The 18,491-nt window shown below is 51.5% G+C and carries 17 protein-coding genes; all 17 read right to left on the bottom strand.

What is annotated here, in order from left to right; genetic code table 11:
• Window positions 1–2 precede the first annotated feature (2 nt).
• Window positions 3–2,015 (bottom strand): excinuclease ABC subunit UvrB, encoded by a 2,013-nt coding sequence (gene uvrB, locus ACGG90_RS03570; protein ID WP_390405945.1) that lies wholly within the window; start codon window positions 2,013–2,015, stop codon window positions 3–5.
• Window positions 2,016–2,136: 121 nt separating this feature from the next.
• Window positions 2,137–2,769 (bottom strand): YfbR-like 5'-deoxynucleotidase, encoded by a 633-nt coding sequence (locus tag ACGG90_RS03565; RefSeq protein ID WP_390405942.1) that lies wholly within the window; start codon window positions 2,767–2,769, stop codon window positions 2,137–2,139.
• 421 nt (window positions 2,770–3,190) lie between these two features.
• On the bottom strand, window positions 3,191–4,912 hold the full coding sequence (locus tag ACGG90_RS03560) for a phospho-sugar mutase (protein WP_390405940.1): 1,722 nt from the start codon (window positions 4,910–4,912) through the stop codon (window positions 3,191–3,193).
• 202 nt (window positions 4,913–5,114) lie between these two features.
• Window positions 5,115–6,128, bottom strand: a complete 1,014-nt coding sequence (locus tag ACGG90_RS03555; protein ID WP_390405938.1) for a lipoate--protein ligase — start codon at window positions 6,126–6,128, stop codon at window positions 5,115–5,117.
• Window positions 6,129–6,454: 326 nt separating this feature from the next.
• Complete coding sequence (trxB, locus tag ACGG90_RS03550) at window positions 6,455–7,402, bottom strand: thioredoxin-disulfide reductase (RefSeq protein WP_390405936.1); 948 nt, start codon at window positions 7,400–7,402, stop codon at window positions 6,455–6,457.
• Window positions 7,403–7,452: 50 nt separating this feature from the next.
• Entirely contained in the window at window positions 7,453–8,493 is a 1,041-nt protein-coding gene (locus ACGG90_RS03545; protein WP_390405934.1) for an NAD(P)H-dependent glycerol-3-phosphate dehydrogenase, read from the bottom strand.
• Between the two features lie 12 nt (window positions 8,494–8,505).
• Complete coding sequence (gene lgt / locus ACGG90_RS03540) at window positions 8,506–9,333, bottom strand: prolipoprotein diacylglyceryl transferase (protein ID WP_390405932.1); 828 nt, start codon at window positions 9,331–9,333, stop codon at window positions 8,506–8,508.
• A gap of 242 nt (window positions 9,334–9,575) precedes the next feature.
• Window positions 9,576–10,511 carry an HPr(Ser) kinase/phosphatase gene (hprK, locus tag ACGG90_RS03535; RefSeq protein WP_390405929.1) on the bottom strand — a complete coding sequence of 312 codons (936 nt, stop codon included), beginning with the start codon at window positions 10,509–10,511 and terminating at the stop codon, window positions 9,576–9,578.
• Between the two features lie 156 nt (window positions 10,512–10,667).
• The gene (locus tag ACGG90_RS03530) at window positions 10,668–11,006 is read right to left on the bottom strand and encodes a phage holin family protein (RefSeq protein ID WP_390405926.1); all 339 of its coding nucleotides are present in this window, start codon (window positions 11,004–11,006) and stop codon (window positions 10,668–10,670) included.
• The gene (locus ACGG90_RS03525) at window positions 11,007–11,288 is read right to left on the bottom strand and encodes a hypothetical protein (RefSeq protein ID WP_390405923.1); all 282 of its coding nucleotides are present in this window, start codon (window positions 11,286–11,288) and stop codon (window positions 11,007–11,009) included.
• A gap of 59 nt (window positions 11,289–11,347) precedes the next feature.
• On the bottom strand, window positions 11,348–12,817 hold the full coding sequence (gene liaX / locus ACGG90_RS03520) for a daptomycin-sensing surface protein LiaX (protein ID WP_390405920.1): 1,470 nt from the start codon (window positions 12,815–12,817) through the stop codon (window positions 11,348–11,350).
• Between the two features lie 286 nt (window positions 12,818–13,103).
• Window positions 13,104–14,000 carry a phosphate ABC transporter substrate-binding protein gene (locus ACGG90_RS03515; protein ID WP_390405917.1) on the bottom strand — a complete coding sequence of 299 codons (897 nt, stop codon included), beginning with the start codon at window positions 13,998–14,000 and terminating at the stop codon, window positions 13,104–13,106.
• A 231-nt stretch (window positions 14,001–14,231) separates the two neighbouring features.
• On the bottom strand, window positions 14,232–14,909 hold the full coding sequence (gene phoU, locus ACGG90_RS03510) for a phosphate signaling complex protein PhoU (protein ID WP_390405915.1): 678 nt from the start codon (window positions 14,907–14,909) through the stop codon (window positions 14,232–14,234).
• Between the two features lie 36 nt (window positions 14,910–14,945).
• A complete protein-coding gene (gene pstB, locus ACGG90_RS03505) occupies window positions 14,946–15,707 on the bottom strand; it encodes a phosphate ABC transporter ATP-binding protein PstB (RefSeq protein WP_390405912.1) in 762 nt (253 codons plus the stop codon).
• 18 nt (window positions 15,708–15,725) lie between these two features.
• The gene (gene pstB, locus ACGG90_RS03500; RefSeq protein WP_390405910.1) at window positions 15,726–16,535 is read right to left on the bottom strand and encodes a phosphate ABC transporter ATP-binding protein PstB; all 810 of its coding nucleotides are present in this window, start codon (window positions 16,533–16,535) and stop codon (window positions 15,726–15,728) included.
• A gap of 148 nt (window positions 16,536–16,683) precedes the next feature.
• Window positions 16,684–17,568 (bottom strand): phosphate ABC transporter permease PstA, encoded by an 885-nt coding sequence (gene pstA, locus ACGG90_RS03495; RefSeq protein WP_390405909.1) that lies wholly within the window; start codon window positions 17,566–17,568, stop codon window positions 16,684–16,686.
• Complete coding sequence (pstC, locus tag ACGG90_RS03490) at window positions 17,568–18,488, bottom strand: phosphate ABC transporter permease subunit PstC (protein ID WP_390405906.1); 921 nt, start codon at window positions 18,486–18,488, stop codon at window positions 17,568–17,570. Before pstC ends, pstA begins: the two co-directional genes overlap by 1 nt.
• Window positions 18,489–18,491: the final 3 nt, after the last annotated feature.

Raw genomic sequence — 18,491 nt, 5'->3', positions numbered from 1 at the left:
AATTACTCTCCTGCTTTAATTTCTAAGATCGTATCACGCAGCGTCGCCGCTTGCTCGAAGTCCAGCTTCTTGGCTGCCGCTTGCATTTGCGATTCCAAATTGGCCACCAACTGCTTGCGCTGCTTCTTGGACATATCTGCCAAGTCCACTTCGGCGAAACTCTTGTCTTTATCGCCGACATCGGCTGCCGATTTGTCGATGCTGGTAATGGCATCGCGAATCGGTTTGATGATGGTGGTTGGCGTGATGTGGTGTTCTTGATTGTACTTTTCTTGAATACTGCGCCGGCGCTTGGTTTCTGAAATCGCCCCTTGCATGGAGTCCGTCATTTTGTCAGCGTACATGATGACTTTACCATGACTGTTCCGCGATGCGCGGCCGATAGTTTGGATCAAGGAGCGTTCCGCACGCAAGAAGCCTTCCTTGTCAGCGTCTAAGATCGCAATCAGCGACACTTCCGGCACATCGATGCCTTCACGCAACAAGTTGATCCCAATCAGCACGTCGAACTTGCCTAAGCGCAAGTCGCGAATGATCTGGGTCCGTTCCAAGGTCTTGATGTCTGAATGCAAGTACCGCACATGAATACCCATTTCCTTAAGGTATTCGGTAAGGTCTTCGGCCATTTTCTTGGTCAAAGTGGTGACAAAGACGCGCTCGTGTTTCTCCACGCGCTCGTTGATTTCTGAGACCAAGTCGTCGATTTGGCCCATGATCGGCCGCACCTCGATCACCGGATCCAACAACCCAGTCGGGCGAATGATCTGCTCGGCGACGTCTTTTTTCGGCACCCGTTCCAGTTCATAAGGACCAGGGGTGGCGGACACATAGAGAATGCGGTTGACGTGTTGTTCGAATTCATGCAGCATCAGCGGCCGGTTATCCAACGCAGACGGCAAGCGGAAGCCGTAATCGATCAAGGTTTGCTTGCGGGCGCGGTCGCCGTTATACATGCCGCGGATCTGCGGCATGGTGACGTGAGATTCATCAACCATGATCGTGAAGTCTTTAGGAAAGAAGTCCAACAGCGTAAACGGCGGTTCGCCTTGCTTGCGGCCTTCCATGTGCCGCGAATAGTTCTCAATGCCGCTGGTGTAGCCCATTTCCTTAAGCATTTCCAGATCATAATTGGTGCGCTGCTCCAAGCGTTGGGCTTCCAGCAGCTTGCCTTGTTCGCGCAATTCCGCCAGCCGCTCGTCTAATTCGGCGCTGATGCGCTTGATCCCTTCAGTCATTTGATCATCTGAGGTCATAAAGTGCGTCGCCGGGAAAATGGACACATGCTGGCGCGTACCGACAACTTCACCAGTCAGCGCATCCACTTCGACGATGCGATCGATTTCGTCGCCGAAGAACTCGACACGAATGGCGTGATCATCCCGTGACGCTGGGAAGATCTCCACCACATCCCCGCGCACGCGGAAACGCCCGCGTTGAAAGTCGATGTCATTGCGATCAAATTGAATATCCACCAGCTGGCGCAACAGCGTGTTGCGATCGATTTCCATGCCCACGCGCAAACTCAACACGTGATCGCGATATTCAGTTGGCGACCCTAAGCCAAAAATCGAGCTGACTGAAGCCACCACGATCACATCATTGCGCTCCAATAAGGCACTGGTGGCAGAATGGCGCAATTTATCGATTTCGTCGTTGATCGCCGAATCTTTCTCAATATACGTGTCTGAGCTTGGCACATAAGCTTCTGGTTGGTAGTAATCATAGTAAGACACAAAATATTCCACCGCGTTGTGCGGGAAGAATTCCTTGAACTCACCATATAACTGCCCAGCCAGCGTCTTGTTATGCGACAAGATCAAAGTCGGCTTATTCAAATTGGCGATGATGTTAGACATGGTGAAGGTCTTACCAGTCCCTGTGGCGCCTAGCAGGATCTGCTCCTTCTCACCATGCAAGAACCCTTGGGTCAATTGCTCAATGGCCTGCGGTTGATCACCAGCCGGCTGATACGGCGATACCAATTCAAATTTACGATCGGCCATGCGTTCGATCATGCGACTACCTCCTTGTCGATCCCAACAAAAAAGTCGGAACCGCGATCCCAACTTGTAAACTGTTTCTATTTTACCACAGCGAACACACATTCGCTAATCGATTATTAGTCGCTTAATTTGTTTAATGCTTCATGATTGCCCGCGTCAATTTCGTTAACATATCACGATCGGCAAACTCTTCATTCAACATATCCGGCAAGATCTCTTGCAGAAAATATTGCACACTGGGCCGTTGTTTAAACCCGGCGATCACCGTGAGACTTTCCGTATAAATGTTCACATATACGCGCTCTGGATTGCCTTTTTCGATTTCCCCAAAGGACTCATATAATAAATCAACTTTATCGGCAATTGCCAGCAATTGGCCTTCTAACGTATCGTCTTTGCCTTCGGATAAGCGCCGCCGATACACCGCTTGGTATTCTTCCGGGATCTCATTTTGGATGAAGTTCTCTGTCATTGAACCTTCGACATCGGCCAACATCTCGCGCAACGCCGGCGTAGCATATTTTACCGGTGTTTTGATATCGCCGATGAAGCGCTCGGTGTAGTCGTGATTCAGCGCCTTCTCGTATAGCGCCTGCCAGTTAATGGTGTTGCCGGCGTGTTCTTCGATATCACCAAGCAGCTGGGCAATTTCGGCCACCTTGAAGCTGTGAGCGGCCACACTGTGTTCGGCGTACTTGAAGAACCCTGGTGCCCGCCGCAATTGTTCCAAGCTGTTGAGTCCTTGAATGAATTCATGCATCCCCATTTGTGCGACCCCCTATAATGTGTAAAATTTTATCTATGGTATCACGCCGCGTGCAGCACCGCAAGTCTAAGCCTGGCTGTATCCGGCCAAAACAAACAACGACTCAGCAAGCGCTGAGCCGTTGTTGGTGGTTTTCAATTTGCAGCCAGCGTTAAATCCGCTTTGCTTGGGGTTGTCGGCAAACTGCCAAAAGCAGCGCGGGTACAATTAGCCTAGCCCCCGCACTCGCGGCAAAGTACGCCGCAAGCACGAGGGCTAGGCTAATTGACCCGCTAAAAGCGCTTTGCTCCGCTTTGGGTTATTCGTCGAGCTCCGCAGCCCAACGCGGCGTGATATAAGTCGTGACGCCGCCAAGGCAAAGAGCGCCTTTGCGTCATCCCGCCTTATATCCACCGCTAAAAGCGGGCTGCTCCGCTTTGGGTTATTCTAGTCGAAATTGATGCAGTGCCGCTTCAAAGTCGCTTAACTTCTTGTCGGCTGCGGCTTGGGTTTTGGCACTGGTACCGACATAAAACTTCACTTTCGGCTCAGTACCAGATGGGCGGATCGCGATCCAGGTACCATCGGCTAAGATATACTTCAACACATCAGACACAGGCATATCGATTGCCGTGGTGCTGCCGTCTTGATGCGTGATCGTTTGCGTCTTGTAATCTTCAACTTCACTGATTGCCACACCAGCAAAGTCCTTTGGTTGATGTTCCCGGAACTTCTTCATCAACGCTGCCATTTCAGCTGGCCCTTGCACGCCTTCAAAGTCAACGCCGACTGTCTTCTCAGCAAAGTACCCGTAACGCGCATACAAGGCTTGAATACCATCATAAAGCGTCATGCCTTTGGACTTGTAGTAAGCTGCCACTTCCGCCAACAAGACGGTCGACTGAATGGCATCCTTGTCGCGCACGAATGGCTTGATCAAGTAGCCATAACTTTCTTCAAAGCCAAACAAGAATTCATGGCTGCCAGTTGCTTCATATTGCTTGATTTGATCGCCGATGAACTTAAAGCCGGTTTCAACATTGATCATTTCCACGCCATAGTCTTTAGCAATTGCTGTGGCCAACTCAGTGGACACAATCGACTTCACCACTGCGCCATTTGCCGGCAAAGTACCAGCAGTTTTGCGCGCTTCCAAGATGTAATGCAGCATCAAGCTGGCGATTTGATTGCCAGTCAGCAATTGGTAATCTTTGCCCGTCCACACGGCGGTGCCTAAGCGATCAGCATCTGGATCCGTGGCAATCAACACATCAGCTTGGTTCTGCTTGCCTAATTCAATGGCCATGTCAAAAGCTTGGGCAAACTCGGGATTGGGGAATGGCACTGTGGCAAATTCCGGATCAGCCACCGCTTGTTTGGCCACCATCTGGAAGTGTTCAAAGCCGGCGTTTCGCAACACCATTTGCGCCGGAATGCGGCCGGTGCCGTGCAGCGGCGTGTAGATCAAAGACATGTCGCGGCCGGTGGTTTTGATCAAATCCTTGTTGATGGAAACTGTGGCAACGGCAGCATAATACGCTTCGTCCACGTCTTCGCCGATCAGCGTCATCAGCTGCTGGTCGCGCAACTCATGATCAGTGAGGGTCTTAATGTGGAACAAGTCGCTGACGCTGCGCACATACTCGGTAATGCGATCCGATTCTTCTGGCGGCATTTGCCCGCCGTCTGGGCCGTAGATCTTATAGCCATTGTATTGCTTGGGGTTGTGGCTGGCGGTGATCATGATCCCGGCGTATGTCTTCAAGTAACGCACCGCAAAAGACAGCTCCGGCGTCGGGCGCAGCAAATCAAACACAAAGCTTGGGATGCCATGCGCGCCTAAGACGCCGGCAGCCGTGTGCGCAAACGCTTCAGATTGATACCGTGAGTCAAAAGAAATCGCTACCCCAGCATGCTTTTGCTCATCAGACAAAGTGTCCATAAACCGCGCCAGCCCTTCTGTGGCCTGGGCAACGGTGTAAATATTCATGCGGTTGATGCCGGCGCCGATCACGCCGCGCATCCCCGCGGTACCGAATGCCATTGGTACGGCAAAGGCCTCTTCTTGCAACGCAGCATCATCTGCCATTGCAAGCACCTCAGCCTTCAATGATGGCTCAAGGTCGGCGTTTGCCCATGTTTGGTAATTCTCGTGATAACCCATTACATTCAACTCCATTTCCGAAAATGTCTTTCAATTCGTTTTCATTATACAATGGATCGCCAAAAATAGCGTGCGAAAACCTTTAAACCAACATTAAAGTTCACTGGCAGCACCATTTTTTATAAGGATAATTCACGATCCAACAAGCAAACAGCCACTGCATACCGCAGGCGGTATACAGTGGCTGTTTGCTAAGAATCGACTAATCGACCATTAATTTGACAAAAGCATCGTTATCTAAATGACTAAAGTAGTCGCCAATTGTCATCTTGCTGATGGCTTGGGCCAGATCAGCACGACGATAAGGCACACCAATCAATTGCGCGGCTAATTCTGCCGAATCGCGTACACCAAAGTAATCGCCATAAAACACCACTTGCCGGATCACATCATGCACCACCTGGATGCGGGCATCGATGATCCCCACCGCTGGATAACGGCGCCGGCGTTGAATCGTAAAGGCCGGCGTTTCGCCATAGATCCAGTCATCATTGCCATAGGTTTTCGCCACCATGTCAGCAATCGCCTGCTCGTCTTGGGCAGTGAGCTGCAAGGCCTTATCGGCGATTTGCGCCAGCTCTGAAACACCATACAAGCGCTTGATCAATTCATCGCGAAACTGCGGCGTGGTCAATTGTTGATATTCTGGCGCCAAATACGGCCGCAGGTTGGTGACATGGCTGCGCACCGATTTAGTCCCTTTGGATTCGATCTTGTCTTTGGCCACAGTCAAAGCCTGAGGCAATACGTTCAGATCCACATTCAACATCAAGGTCCCATGCGAGAACAACTTGCCGCGCTTCTTGTACATGGCATTGCCAGAGAACTTCTTGCCGTCGATCATCAAATCATTGCGCCCGCTGACAGTCGCGCCAGTAGCCCCAAGGTCAGCCAAGGCCGAAAGGATCGGGGCGGTAAATTCTTTGAAGTTGCCGAAATCATTGCGCGTTGCCTGCGTCACGAAGCTGAAGCTGACATTGCCCAAGTCGTCATACACCGCGCCGCCGCCAGATAGCCGACGCGTCAACGTGATGTCATGGGCCTTGACATATGGCACATTGATTTCTTCTAAGGGGTTCTGATTGCGCCCGATAATGATGCAAGGCTTTTGAATGTAAAATAACACCAAAGGCTCAGTGAAGTCTTGTTGCAATAAATATTCTTCCGTGGCCAGGTTCACCCGGATATCATTGGATGGCATGTTGTAATATAACATGGTGCCGCCTCCCTTTCGTCGTCATTATGGCCAACCTTGCAAACGATGTCAACGCATCCGCCAGTTGACCAAGTAATCCGTCACTTCACAACAAAACCAAAGCGAAATGGCGCGCACTTAGCGGGTCGGATAGCCTAGCAATCACACTTGAGGCGTACTTTGCCTCGAGTGCGATCGCGTAGCTAACCGCACCCGCGTTGCGCCATGCAGCTCGACGACAAAACCAAAGCGAAATGGCGCACACTTAGCCGGTTCAAAGCACCAAAAAAGCAGCCATGCCCCACGATTCAACAATACGAATCGGGTTCATAGCCGCTTCAATTGGCTCACGCATTAACGGCGAGTTCGGCATCGTTTAATGATTGGATATAATCAAAGACGCTTTGCCCAGCTTGGCCGCCATCGCCGACAGCTGTGGTGATCTGCCGCAATGTCTTGGTGCGCACATCCCCGATGGCAAAGATGCCAGGCACCTTAGTCGCCATCTTCTCATCAGTAGGGATCCAGCCGTTGTCATCCAAGATGCCAACGTTATGGAAACTGTCGGTCAACGGCATGATGCCCACATAAATGAACACGCCGCTGGCTGGGATCACATGGCTTTCGCCGGTAACTTTATCGGTGTAACGCACGCCAGTCACGGCCTTGTCATCGCCGACGATTTCTTCGGTGTTGGCGTTCCACACGAAGTTAATCTTGTCATTGGCAAAAGCGCGCTTTTGCAAGATTTGTTGGGCACGCAAGGAATCACGGCGATGCACGATCGTCACCTTGCTGGCCAAGTTGGCCAAGTAGGTGCCTTCTTCAATAGCAGAATCCCCGCCGCCGATCACCACGACTTCACGGTTCTTGAAGAATGCGCCATCACATACCGCGCAATACGATACGCCGCGGCCGGAATAGGTATCTTCGCCAGGCACCCCGAGTTTGCGGTGATCAGCGCCGGTAGCGACGATCACGGCCTTGGCTTCATAAGTACCTTCATCAGTAACAACAATTTTCTTGTTGCCGTCAACTTTCAGATCAGTGACATTGGCATAAGCGTACTCAGCACCAAATTGCGTGGCGCCATCATACATCTTCTGGCCCAAGTCTGGTCCCAAAATCGACGAGAAGCCCGGATAATTCTCAATTTCTGCGGTGTTGTTCATTTGCCCGCCGTAGATCCCACGATCCAACATCAAGACTGACAAGTTGGAACGTGAAGCATATAACGCGGCGGTCATCCCACCTGGGCCGGCACCGATTACAATGACATCATAAGACTTGGTCATAGCATGTATCTCCTTGCTTATCTTTTGTAAGCTAATTATATCGCACGCAATTAGTTTTGTAAACCCGTGATGGTGAAATCAAATTCCGGCTTGCCGGCACGCTTCATCAAATCGCCGATCACCGTGCGAATCGGGGCGTCTTCATACAACACGCGATAAATCGCCGCAGAAATCGGCATTTCCACGTTCAGCTCTGCGGCCAGTTCATGCACCACTTTGGCCGTTGAGTAGCCTTCCACCACCATGCCCATGTTATCCAACACTGCTTGAACGCTTTGGCCTTGGCCTAAGCCGTTGCCAGCGCGCCAGTTACGCGAGTGCACACTGGTACACGTGACGATCAAATCCCCCACCCCAGATAAGCCAATGAACGTCATCGGATCAGCGCCTAAGCGCACGCCCAAGCGCGTGATTTCAGCTAAGCCGCGCGTCATCAGCGCCGCTTTGGTGTTGTCGCCATAACCTAAGCCGTGCAAGGCGCCGGCGCCAATGGCAATGACGTTTTTCAATGCCGCGCCTAACTCCACGCCGATCACGTCTTGATTGGTGTACAACCGGAAATAATCGTTCATGAACAACTGCTGGATCGCCTTAGCCGCAGTCAAGTCCTTGCTGGCTGCCGCCAAGGTGGTGATATCCTTAGTGGCCACGTCTTCGGCATGGCTGGGCCCGGAGATCACCACAATGCCGCTGTGCAATTCAGCCGGCAGCACCGCTTCTAACACCTGCGATACCCGCAGCTTGCTGCCGCGCTCCAAACCTTTGGCAGCATGGGCAATGATCGGCTTGGCGCCTGATGCTTCAAGCAGCGGCCGCACTTGTTCTGCCACTGAACGCACGGCATTAGTCGGCACCACGAACAACAACACATCGGCACCATTCACAGCCGCTTTAAGATCCGTGGTGGCTTGTAAGTTCTCATGGAAGTGGAAATTTGGCAAATAGTGTTGGTTGGTATGCTGGTTGTTGATTTCTGGGATCTGTGCGGAATCATGGGTCCACAACGCCACGTCTTGACCATTTTCTACTAACAAGTTGGCTAACACTGAGCCCCAAGAACCGGCACCAAACACTGCGATTTTTTTCGTCAAAATACGACTCCTTTATTGATTAACTTTAGCTAACGGATCGCCGTCCATGTACCAAGCAATGTCTTGGCGCCGACGATACCACCAAAGGCCTGCGGCAACAACGAACAAGACGATCGATAAGGCTTGCGACACGCGCAATCCAGGCAACAGATACAAACTGTCGGTACGCATGCCTTCCACAAAGAAACGCCCGAATGCATACCACATCACATAACTCAAGAACACTTCGCCTTGCTTAAACCAGTGCTTGTGATGACGCACGCTCATCAACAAGATGAAGCCGACAAGATTCCACATCGATTCATATAAGAAGGTCGGCTGGCGATAAGCGCCTTGAATATTCATTTGCTGGATAATGAATTCCGGCAAGTGCAATCCGCGCAAATAAGCCAAGGTGGTTTTGGCGCCGAATGCTTCTTGATTCATGAAGTTGCCCCAGCGCCCAATGGCTTGGGCGATCATCACAGTCGGCGCGGCAATATCCAACACCAGCCATGCCGGCAGCCACTTGACCCGACAATAAATCAAAAATACGATCACACTGGCGATCAGCGCCCCGTAAATGGCGATGCCGCCATGCCAAATGGCAATGATCTCGTTAGGATGTTGTGAATAATAGCCCCATTCGAACGCGACATAATACGTCCGCGCGCCGATCAAGGCAAAAGGCAGCGCCCACAGCACCAGATTCAAGATATGATCGTCTTTGATCCCGCGACGCACCGCTTCTTTCATGGCCAGCCACACAGCCAACAACACGCCGCAGGCAATGATCACGCCATACCAGTGAATTTCAAGGCCGCCGAGTTGTAACGCGATCGGATTTAACGCAGCAAACATAATTTCCCCTTCTTCATGGAAAGTGGTGCAACAGCACCACAAATTCGTTGAAACATCACCTTAGTAGTCTATCACAATTCCCGTAGTGAGGCGATATGCGCCCAGCTGGCCAAGGTGGGCAAGACGTCAGCCACATCGTCGCGTTCCATAAGTAACGCAAACGTCTCTGCACCGCGATTCAAAGTGCGAATCGTAGTGCAGAGACGCTTGCGTGATTGGCTAAAAACGCGTATGTCCCAGCCTTATTCTTCTGAGTTGGATTGGATCAATGAATTGAGATTGGCTTCAAACGTCTTGGTGGCATCATAGCCCATCGACTTGGCGCGGAAGTTCATCGCCGCCACTTCGATAATGGAAGCCAAGTTGCGCCCGACTTTAACTGGAATGGAGATCTTCGGCACTGCCACATCAAAGATCTGTTGCGACTGTTCGCCAGAACCCAAGCGATCAAACTGCTTGTCTGGCGCCCAAGCTTCCAAATGAACGATCAAGTCGATACTGGTGCGCTCGCGCACCGCGCCGACCCCAAACAGGTTCATCACATCCACGATCCCCAAACCGCGGATCTCCAATAAATGTGCCAAGATCTTCGGCGCCTCACCAACGATCGTTTGTTCATCTTGTTGATAAACATCGACGCGATCATCGGCGATCAAGCGGTGGCCGCGCTGGATCAATTCCAGCGCAGTTTCAGATTTGCCGACTCCGGAATCCCCGGTGATCAACACCCCTAAACCGTAAATATCCGTTAAAACCCCATGCATACTGCGGCGTTCAGCCAGCTGGCCATCCAGATAATCGGTGATCAAACTGGACAAACGCGTCGTCGGCAATTTAGAAGACAACACCGGAATATGCGCGGCTTCCGCGGCGGTAACCATTTCTTTCAATGGTGCCATGCCCCGCGATACCAGAAACGCCGGCGTATCTTCGGCACACATGCGCTTCAAGATCGTCAGCCGCTCTTCAGAAGACATATTGGCGGCAAAAGCATTCTCGGTGCGCCCGAACAATTGGATGCGTTCATGCGGATAATAATTGAAATAACCTGTGAGCTCAAGCCCCGGCCGCGAAATATCAGACACCACGACCTTGCGTTCCTTGAGATAATCCGCACCAGAATGTACATCAAGGTGCAGATCGGTGACTAACTGCGCCACGGTGATACTGTCTGCCATTGGCTCCACCTGTCTTTCCATAGTTACCTTAATTCTAGCATCGAATCGCGTCACTGAACAGGGGGAACCGGTTTCAAATTGATGAAATCAGCATACGATACCGCCGTTGTAACCAAAAACGGCGCAGGAGCTGTGAAAGCCTCTGCGCCGCTTTGATCAGTCGTGGTTATCGCCTAACCACATATTCACCAGTGAAATCACGATTGCCAACACCATCATGGCCCCGAAGCTCGAGAACACAATGCCTGACACGAACCAAGTCATGATCTCAAGCATGAAGCCGTTGATCACCAGGAGAAACAAGCCTAAAGTCAAGATCGTCAATGGTAGCGAGAACAACTTGATGATCGGTCGCACCAAGCCATTCAACACGCCTAACACCAATGCCCCGACTAAGGCGGTGGCCCAACCGGCCACATACAACTGGCCTGGGAAGAACTGCGCATACACCATGAACACCACAGTGGTAAGCAGCACTTTACGCAAGAAGTTCATTTAGAAATCGCTCCAATCGTCGTCACTTTTGTGCGTGGCTTCTTCATGGACGTTGTGCGCTTCCTTGCGCTGATGCAGGCCTTCTTGCCAATCAGGATGGCGGGTGGTGTGATGATAATGCGGGCGCTGGTGGTGATCATTACGCCGCAACAGCCACCAAACAAATAACCCGATGACCACCGGCCAAAAGAAGATGTGGATCAAGCCGAACACCAGCCCAAGGATGCAGATCATCACCACGCCGATGACAATGAAAAATATAGGGATCAATAGAAAAGGCATAGCGTTCGCCTCCTTTGTTAGAAATTGTGGTACCAGTTTGCCTCACCAAACAGCTTGGTTTAGGCGTTATCAGTATCTTTTAATTGAATATTGCCGCTGGTAGTGGTGATCGTCACCTCACCGCTGCCAGTACCTGGCCGATCTAAAGCCAAGCGCTTGCCAGTCGCCGCGTCATCTACACCGCTTAAGCGACTCTTCACACTGCCAAAGCGGGTCTTGGCTTCACCGTTCAATGCGACGCTTTGCGGTACCGCCAACTTCACGTTGCCATTGACGGAACTGGCATTCAATTTGGTAAAGTCGCTATCCATGGTGATGCGCACCGTGCCGTTGACAGTTTGTAAGTCTGAGGTGTCTGGGGTGGTGTGCACTTTGATGTCGCCGTTGACGGTTTCAAACATCAACTCATGGATCGAACCGCCATTGACCTTCAATGAGCCATTGACGCCTTGAGTTTCCAGCATCGTTGCTTGCACATTGCCAAAGTTCATATCGCCATTGGCATTCTTGGCATAGAAGTCTTTGCCTTGGATGTCTTGCATTTGAATGCCGCCGTTAAGCAGGCGCACATTAATGTGGTCATAAACCCGCTTTGGCAAAGACACGATCAAATCGGCTTGCACGCGCCGGTTAGGCACTTGGAAGATGAAATGGTCATCGTTGACATCAATGCGGCTGCGCGCCATGAAGGCGTCCAGCGGTGTTGCAGCGTCCATTTTGCCCCACAGCTTAATGGTTGCATCAACTTGGATGCCGTCTTTTTCCCATGAGCGCAGCGTCACGTCGCCGTTAGCCACTTTGAGATCTAAGACAGTAGCAGCAACATTGTCATAGGTGAAAACATGCGTGAATTTCTCGCTGGCCAAGCCAGGCACTTTCACGGTCACGTCTTTCCAATCCACGTTGTCTAACACACTGTTCATGGTTTTCTTCATCAAGGTGCCAAATTGTGACGTCGCCGAGCCCATGGTCTTGCCTAAATCAGACAAGGCATCTTTGGCTTGGTCTTGCCAATCATCAGGCAAGACTTTGTCGGTGAAGCGCTGCTTGTTCAAGTTGCGCTTTTGGCGGTTAAGGTCGGCAATTTGTTGCTTGAGGTCGCTGATCTGCTCGCCTAAAGCTTCTCGCTGATTCTTGAGTTCTAAGTTTTCTTGCTTCAAGTCGCCGCGTTCTTGGTATTTGGCTTCCGTCAGCGTCTCCAGATCTTCCATCGTGTCTAACACGATGATCTGTTCATTGTTGGCGTTGATCTTGGCTTCAATGGCCTTGTCTTGGGCCGTTGCTGCATCAAGTTCGCCGGCGATTTCGGCCAGCTTGGTGTTTAAAGCGGCTAAGGCTTCTTCAGTTTCGTGGTTATCTGATTGCTGTGTTTCTTCTGTCGGGGTTTCTGGCTGAGGTTGTACGTCAGGCTGGTCAGCGGCAGATGGGCCGGACGGTGCCTTCGCGAGATTCTCCAGCAGGACCAAGGCCTCTTCGCTGGTGATCACGCCTTGTTTAACCAAATCGAGAATCCGTTCACGTTCATTCATGAAATTTTACCTCCACATATTGGCTTGCTTGTGTAACTATAGTATGCCCGCTTCGCCAAGTGATTGCATAGGTCCTAAGGTTGATTTTGCCCTCAGCCGTTCAACACCTGCACACACAAACACCCCTGTGCCGCGGCTTGCGCACAGGGGTGTTCACATTCTAACGCCGGCGCTTATTGAACCGCGCCGCAGTACCTGAAGCAGTAGCGCTCATCCCCCAATAGGTGACGGCTAGTGCGACTGGTACCAGCAATAATAGGCTCAACATATGATCGCCTTCTGTCGTTTACTGCTTGGTAACTTTGTTATTGGCGTCTTTCTTCACTTGCATGTCGTGAATGGAGATATAACCCAGCTTCTCCACTAAGCCTTTCTGCACTTCGCTAGAGTCGATATACTTCAAGAAAGCTTTGGTACCAGCATCAGCTTGGCCTTTGGTGTACATGTGTTCGTAAGACCAGATTTTCCATGCATCAGTGGCCACGTTCTTAGCCGTTGGGGCCACGCCATCAATGTTCAATGCTTGCACGTCGTCTTTGATATAAGAGAACGCCAGATAGGATACGGCGCCTGGCGTAGACGCAACGATCTTTTGTACCGCCCCGTTAGAATCTTGTTCTTGGCTGGTTACTGCGTTCTTGCCGGCTAACACTGCTGCTTCAAAAGTCGCGCGCGTGCCGGAACCTTGGGCGCGGTTGACCACAGTGATGGCTAAGTCCTTGCCGCCGACTTGCTTCCAGTTGGTGATTTTCCCAGTGAAAATGTCGCGTAATTGCGCCATGGACACCGCCTTGACGCCGGCGTCTTTGTTAGCAACCGGCGCCATACCGACCACAGCCACTTGGTGATCAACTAACTTAGCGGCGTCAACGCCATCACCTTGCTCCGCGAAAATGTCAGAGTTGCCGATCGTGACCGCCCCTTGGACAACTTGGCTTAATCCAGTACCAGACCCGCCGCCTTGCACCGTGATCTTCGCGTCAGGATGGGCATCTTGGTAGCTTGCCGCAGCTTGTTCAACTAATGGCTGCAAAGCCGTGGAGCCCACCGCAACGATCTTGGTCGCAGGCGCTTTAGTCGCCGCGTCGGTACCTTTGGCGCTGCTGGAGCCGCCGCAACCGGCCAAGACGGCGACACTGGCGGTAATGGTCAATGCGAAAGTGAGCAATGTTGATTTCTTCATGATGTTCTTCCTTTCATCTTGTCATCCGAGAACATCATTAAGCTTACCGCCGCGGTGTAAAGATACGGTACAAATTATTGTAAAGGTTCTGTAGGAATCATGTAAATCGACGTCTCTCACGTAAAGATTCGCCGCGATCCTTTACTTAAGTGACGCAGAATTTACGCACAACAAAACGCCTTTGCCGCATCGACTATTGAGTCGATAAGCAAAGGCGTTCAGGTCACAAATTTAGAAGCCGTCTTCATTCGCATTGGAGTTCAGCTCCAACAACTTGCCTGTGCGCAGATACAAGATCCACTCACAAATATTGGTCACATAATCGCCGATCCGCTCCAAATAGCTGGACACCAGCATATAATCCATCGCGCCGACAATGGTATCAGAGTCTTGGCGCATTTGCTCGATACAATCGGCGTAGATCTTCTTGGAGAAGGCGTTGATACCATGGTCTTCCGTGGCGATTTCTCGCGCACGCACCGCGTCTTCTTTGACATAGGCGTCTAAGACTTCGGCGACCATTTTCTTAACGGCAGCGGACATGTCGGCAATTTCTGATTCGATTGCCGGCACGCGGGTGGTGCCTTTCACCCGGATGGTCGACTTGGCAATGGACACGGCGTGATCACCCATGCGTTCCAGATCTGAGCTGGCTTTCATCACCGTGACGATCATCCGCAAGTCGGTGGTCACCGGTTGTTGCAAGGCGATCATCTCGAAGCTTTGTTTCTCCAAATCGACCTCGCGTTTGTTGATTTGCTTGTCTTCTGCGATCACTGTCCGCGCTAATGTCTTATCGTGATTGATGAATGCCGACACGGATTTAAAGATCGCCTCATTGACCATCATCCCCATTTCAGAGAAGCGGGTGTGTAAGTCAGTGAGTTCGTCTTCGAATAACCTTCGCATGATGATGCCTCCTTTGTTCAATAATTTGGCGTAACCTTAGCCGAAGCGTCCGGAAATATAATCCGATGTTTCTTGTTCTTGCGGGTTGAGGAAAATCGTCTTCGTCGTTGCGAATTCCACCAGGCGCCCTTGCAAGAAGAATGCAGTTTTATCGGAAATTCTCGATGCTTGATGCATGTTATGCGTTACTAATATTATGGTGTATTGGGCGCGTAATTCCAACAACATATTTTCGATTTGGGTACTGGAAATTGGATCCAAAGCACTGGTCGGTTCATCCATCAAGATCACTTCTGGCTGAACGGCCAAGACCCGCGCGATCACGACGCGCTGCTGCTGGCCGCCTGACAAGGATAACGCCGACACATGCAATTTATCTTTGACTTCATCCCAAATTGCCGCTTGTTTAAGGCTGGTTTCTGCCGCTTCATCCAAAGTGGCACGATCTTTGACCCCAGCGAGGCGCAACCCATACACCACATTGTCATAGATGCTGAAAGGAAAAGGATTCGGCTGCTGGAAAACCATGCCGACTTTCTTGCGCAAAGCCACCACATCTTGTTGCGCAGCGTAAATATCTTGGCCTTGCAAGCGAATGTCGCCGGTGATCTTCACCCCTGGGATCAAGTCATTCATCCGATTCAAACACCGCAAATAAGTGGACTTGCCGCAACCACTGGGCCCGATCAAGGCCGTGATTTCGTTGCGGTTAAAGTCCAAATCGATGCCGTGCAGCGCTTCGTAATCGCCATACCACAACTTGACGTCTTTGGAAGTGATCACTTTGTCTTTTGCCATGCTTGCTGCTCCTTTTGTTTAACCGAAGTGGCCCGAAACATAATCATCGGTGGCTTTGATCTTCGGTCGCGTGAAGATCTTGCGCGTTTCGTCGAATTCAATGGCTTGCCCGGAATAGAAGAATGCCGTGTAATCACTGATCCGCGCCGCTTGTTGCATGTTATGCGTCACGATCACGATCGTGTATTCGTCTTTGAGCGTCATCAAGGTATCTTCCACCGTCGACGTTGAAATCGGATCAAGCGCCGACGCCGGCTCGTCCATCAACAACACATCAGGCTTCATGGCGATCGCCCGTGCGATGCATAAGCGCTGCTGCTGGCCGCCAGACAGACTCAACCCGCTTTGAAACAAGTTATCTTTGACTTGATCCCACAGCGCAGCTTGCTTGAGGCTGGTTTCCACCAATTCATCCAGCACTTCCTTGCGCTTTTCACCAAAGCGCCGCGGCGCGAAGGTGATGTTGTCATAAATCGACTTGGCAAAAGGATTCGGCCGCTGAAACACCATGCCAATGTGCTTGCGCATTTCATAAACGTCGATGGCATCAGAGTTGATATCCACCCCGCGATACATGATCTGACCAGTCACCCGGCTGCCTTCGATGTTATCATTCATGCGATTGAGCGAACGCAGAAACGTCGATTTGCCTGAGCCGCTGGCCCCGATCAAAGCCGTGATCTTGTAGCGTTCAAAAGGCAGCGATACCCCGTGCACCGCCTCATGCTCACCATAATAAACTTTGAGGTCTTTGGTGGTGATGGCAAACTCGTGCTCGTCTTCATTCAGCTGCTTGATGTAGCGATCGTCTAACGAGTATTTATCCATGATTGTCCTTTCGTCTGGCTAGTTAAGCCCAGCTTGAAGAATGCGCGCAGCTTGGTGCCAGCCAATCAGCCAAGACGCCGCCAAGGCACAATCCGCCTTGGCGCCATCTTGCCTTATCGCCTCTAAAGACGGGCCGCTGCGCTTTGAGCTAGCCTGCGGTCATTTTCTTGTAGATTCGATTGCCGCCCCAGCGCGCTAAGATGTTAAACGCCAATACCGCAATGATCAACACTGCAGACGCTCCGGCTGACACTGCGGCGGCATCTGGTTGGATCCCTTCGGAGTTGATCTTCCAAATATGCACCGCCAAAGTTTCAGCTGGCCGCATCGGATTCAACGGGCTGGCGATGTCAAAGGGATTCCAGTCGGCGAAGTTCAAGGCCGGCGCACTTTGCCCGGCAGTGTAAATCAACGCCGCCGCTTCCCCAAACACGCGCCCAGCACCTAAGATCATCCCAGTTAAGATCCCTGGCAGCGCTTCTGGGATCACCACATGCACAACCGTTTCCCAGCGGGACAAGCCCAAAGCCAACCCGGCTTCACGCTGGGCAAAATCAACTTGGCGTAAGGAATCTTCCACGTTACGCGTCAACAACGGCAAGTTAAACATCGTCAAGGCCAAGGCCCCTGATAGGATCGAGAAGCCAAGGTGAAACTGTAAGACGAACACCAAGAATCCAAACAGCCCCACCACCACAGACGGCAGTGAACTCAAGATTTCAATGGCGGTTCGGATCACATCTGTCATCCAGTTGTTCTTAGCATATTCAGCTAAATAAATACCAGCACCTAAGGCCAACGGCACAGCGATCACCATTGATAACAACAACAGGTAGAATGAATTGAACAATTGGATCCCGATGCCGCCGCCTGCTTCAAAGCTCTTCGCCGGCGATGTCAGGAAATGCCATGACACATGCGGTAAGCCTTGAACCAAGATATAACCCAGCAAACCGGCAAGCAGCAAGACGATGATGCCAGCCACAGCGTATAACACTGCGGTCATGATTTTATCGATCGTTTTGGCCGACATCACTTCATCTCCCCTTTCTTCCCGATCCAGCGGATCAACAGGTTAAAGGCCAACGACATTAACAGCAACAGCAAAGCCAACGACCATAAGGCGTTGTTATCCAACGAACCCATCACGGTGTTGCCGATGCCAGATGTCAGCACCGACGTTAACGTTGAAGCCGGGCTGATCAGATCTTTGGGCAGCAATGCGGCGTTACCGATCACCATTTGTACCGCCAAAGCTTCACCGAATGCCCGCGCCATCCCAAACACCACGCCGGTTAAGATCCCAGGCATGGCCGCGCGCAAGACGACTTTGGAAATCGTCTGCCACCGCGTGCCGCCTAAAGCCAAGCTGGCTTCGCGATAATGCCGCGGCACGGCTTTGAACGCATCGACAGTCATCGACGTCACAGTTGGCAAGATCATGACAAACAACACGAAGGTCCCAGCCAAGATCCCAAATCCGGTCCCGCCAAAGACCCGGCGGATCAGCGGCACAATGATCGACAACCCAATGAACCCATAAACAACACTCGGGATCCCGACGAGCAACTCGATCACCGGCTGCAAGATCCGCTTACCCAGGTTTGGTGAGATCTCAGTCATGAAAATCGCTGCCCCAACGGCAAAAGGCGTGGCCACGACCGCCGATAAGAACGTGACGCCGAAGCTGCCGACGATCATCGGCAAAGCGCCGACTTGCGGCACCCCATGCGCGTCTTTGACGGCAGGTGACCAAGTCGAACCAGATAAGAACGCCCATAAATTGATCTTATTATCGAAAAACGTCGCCAAGCCGCGCGTGGCCACGAAGATGAAAATCGCCAACACGACGACCACGATCAAGCTGATGCAAGCTAAGCTGATCAAATGCCCGCGCCGCTCTAATTTTGCCGAATGGGAGCGGTGTAACATTGCCTCTTTAATCGGATCCATGCG

Origin of the sequence: Lacticaseibacillus jixiensis (genome assembly GCF_042847315.1) — a bacterium.
GTDB classification, from domain to species: domain Bacteria; phylum Bacillota; class Bacilli; order Lactobacillales; family Lactobacillaceae; genus Lacticaseibacillus; species Lacticaseibacillus jixiensis.
The sequence above is the reverse complement of the archived record's forward strand: the minus strand, read 5'-3'. Positions and strand labels throughout refer to the sequence as shown.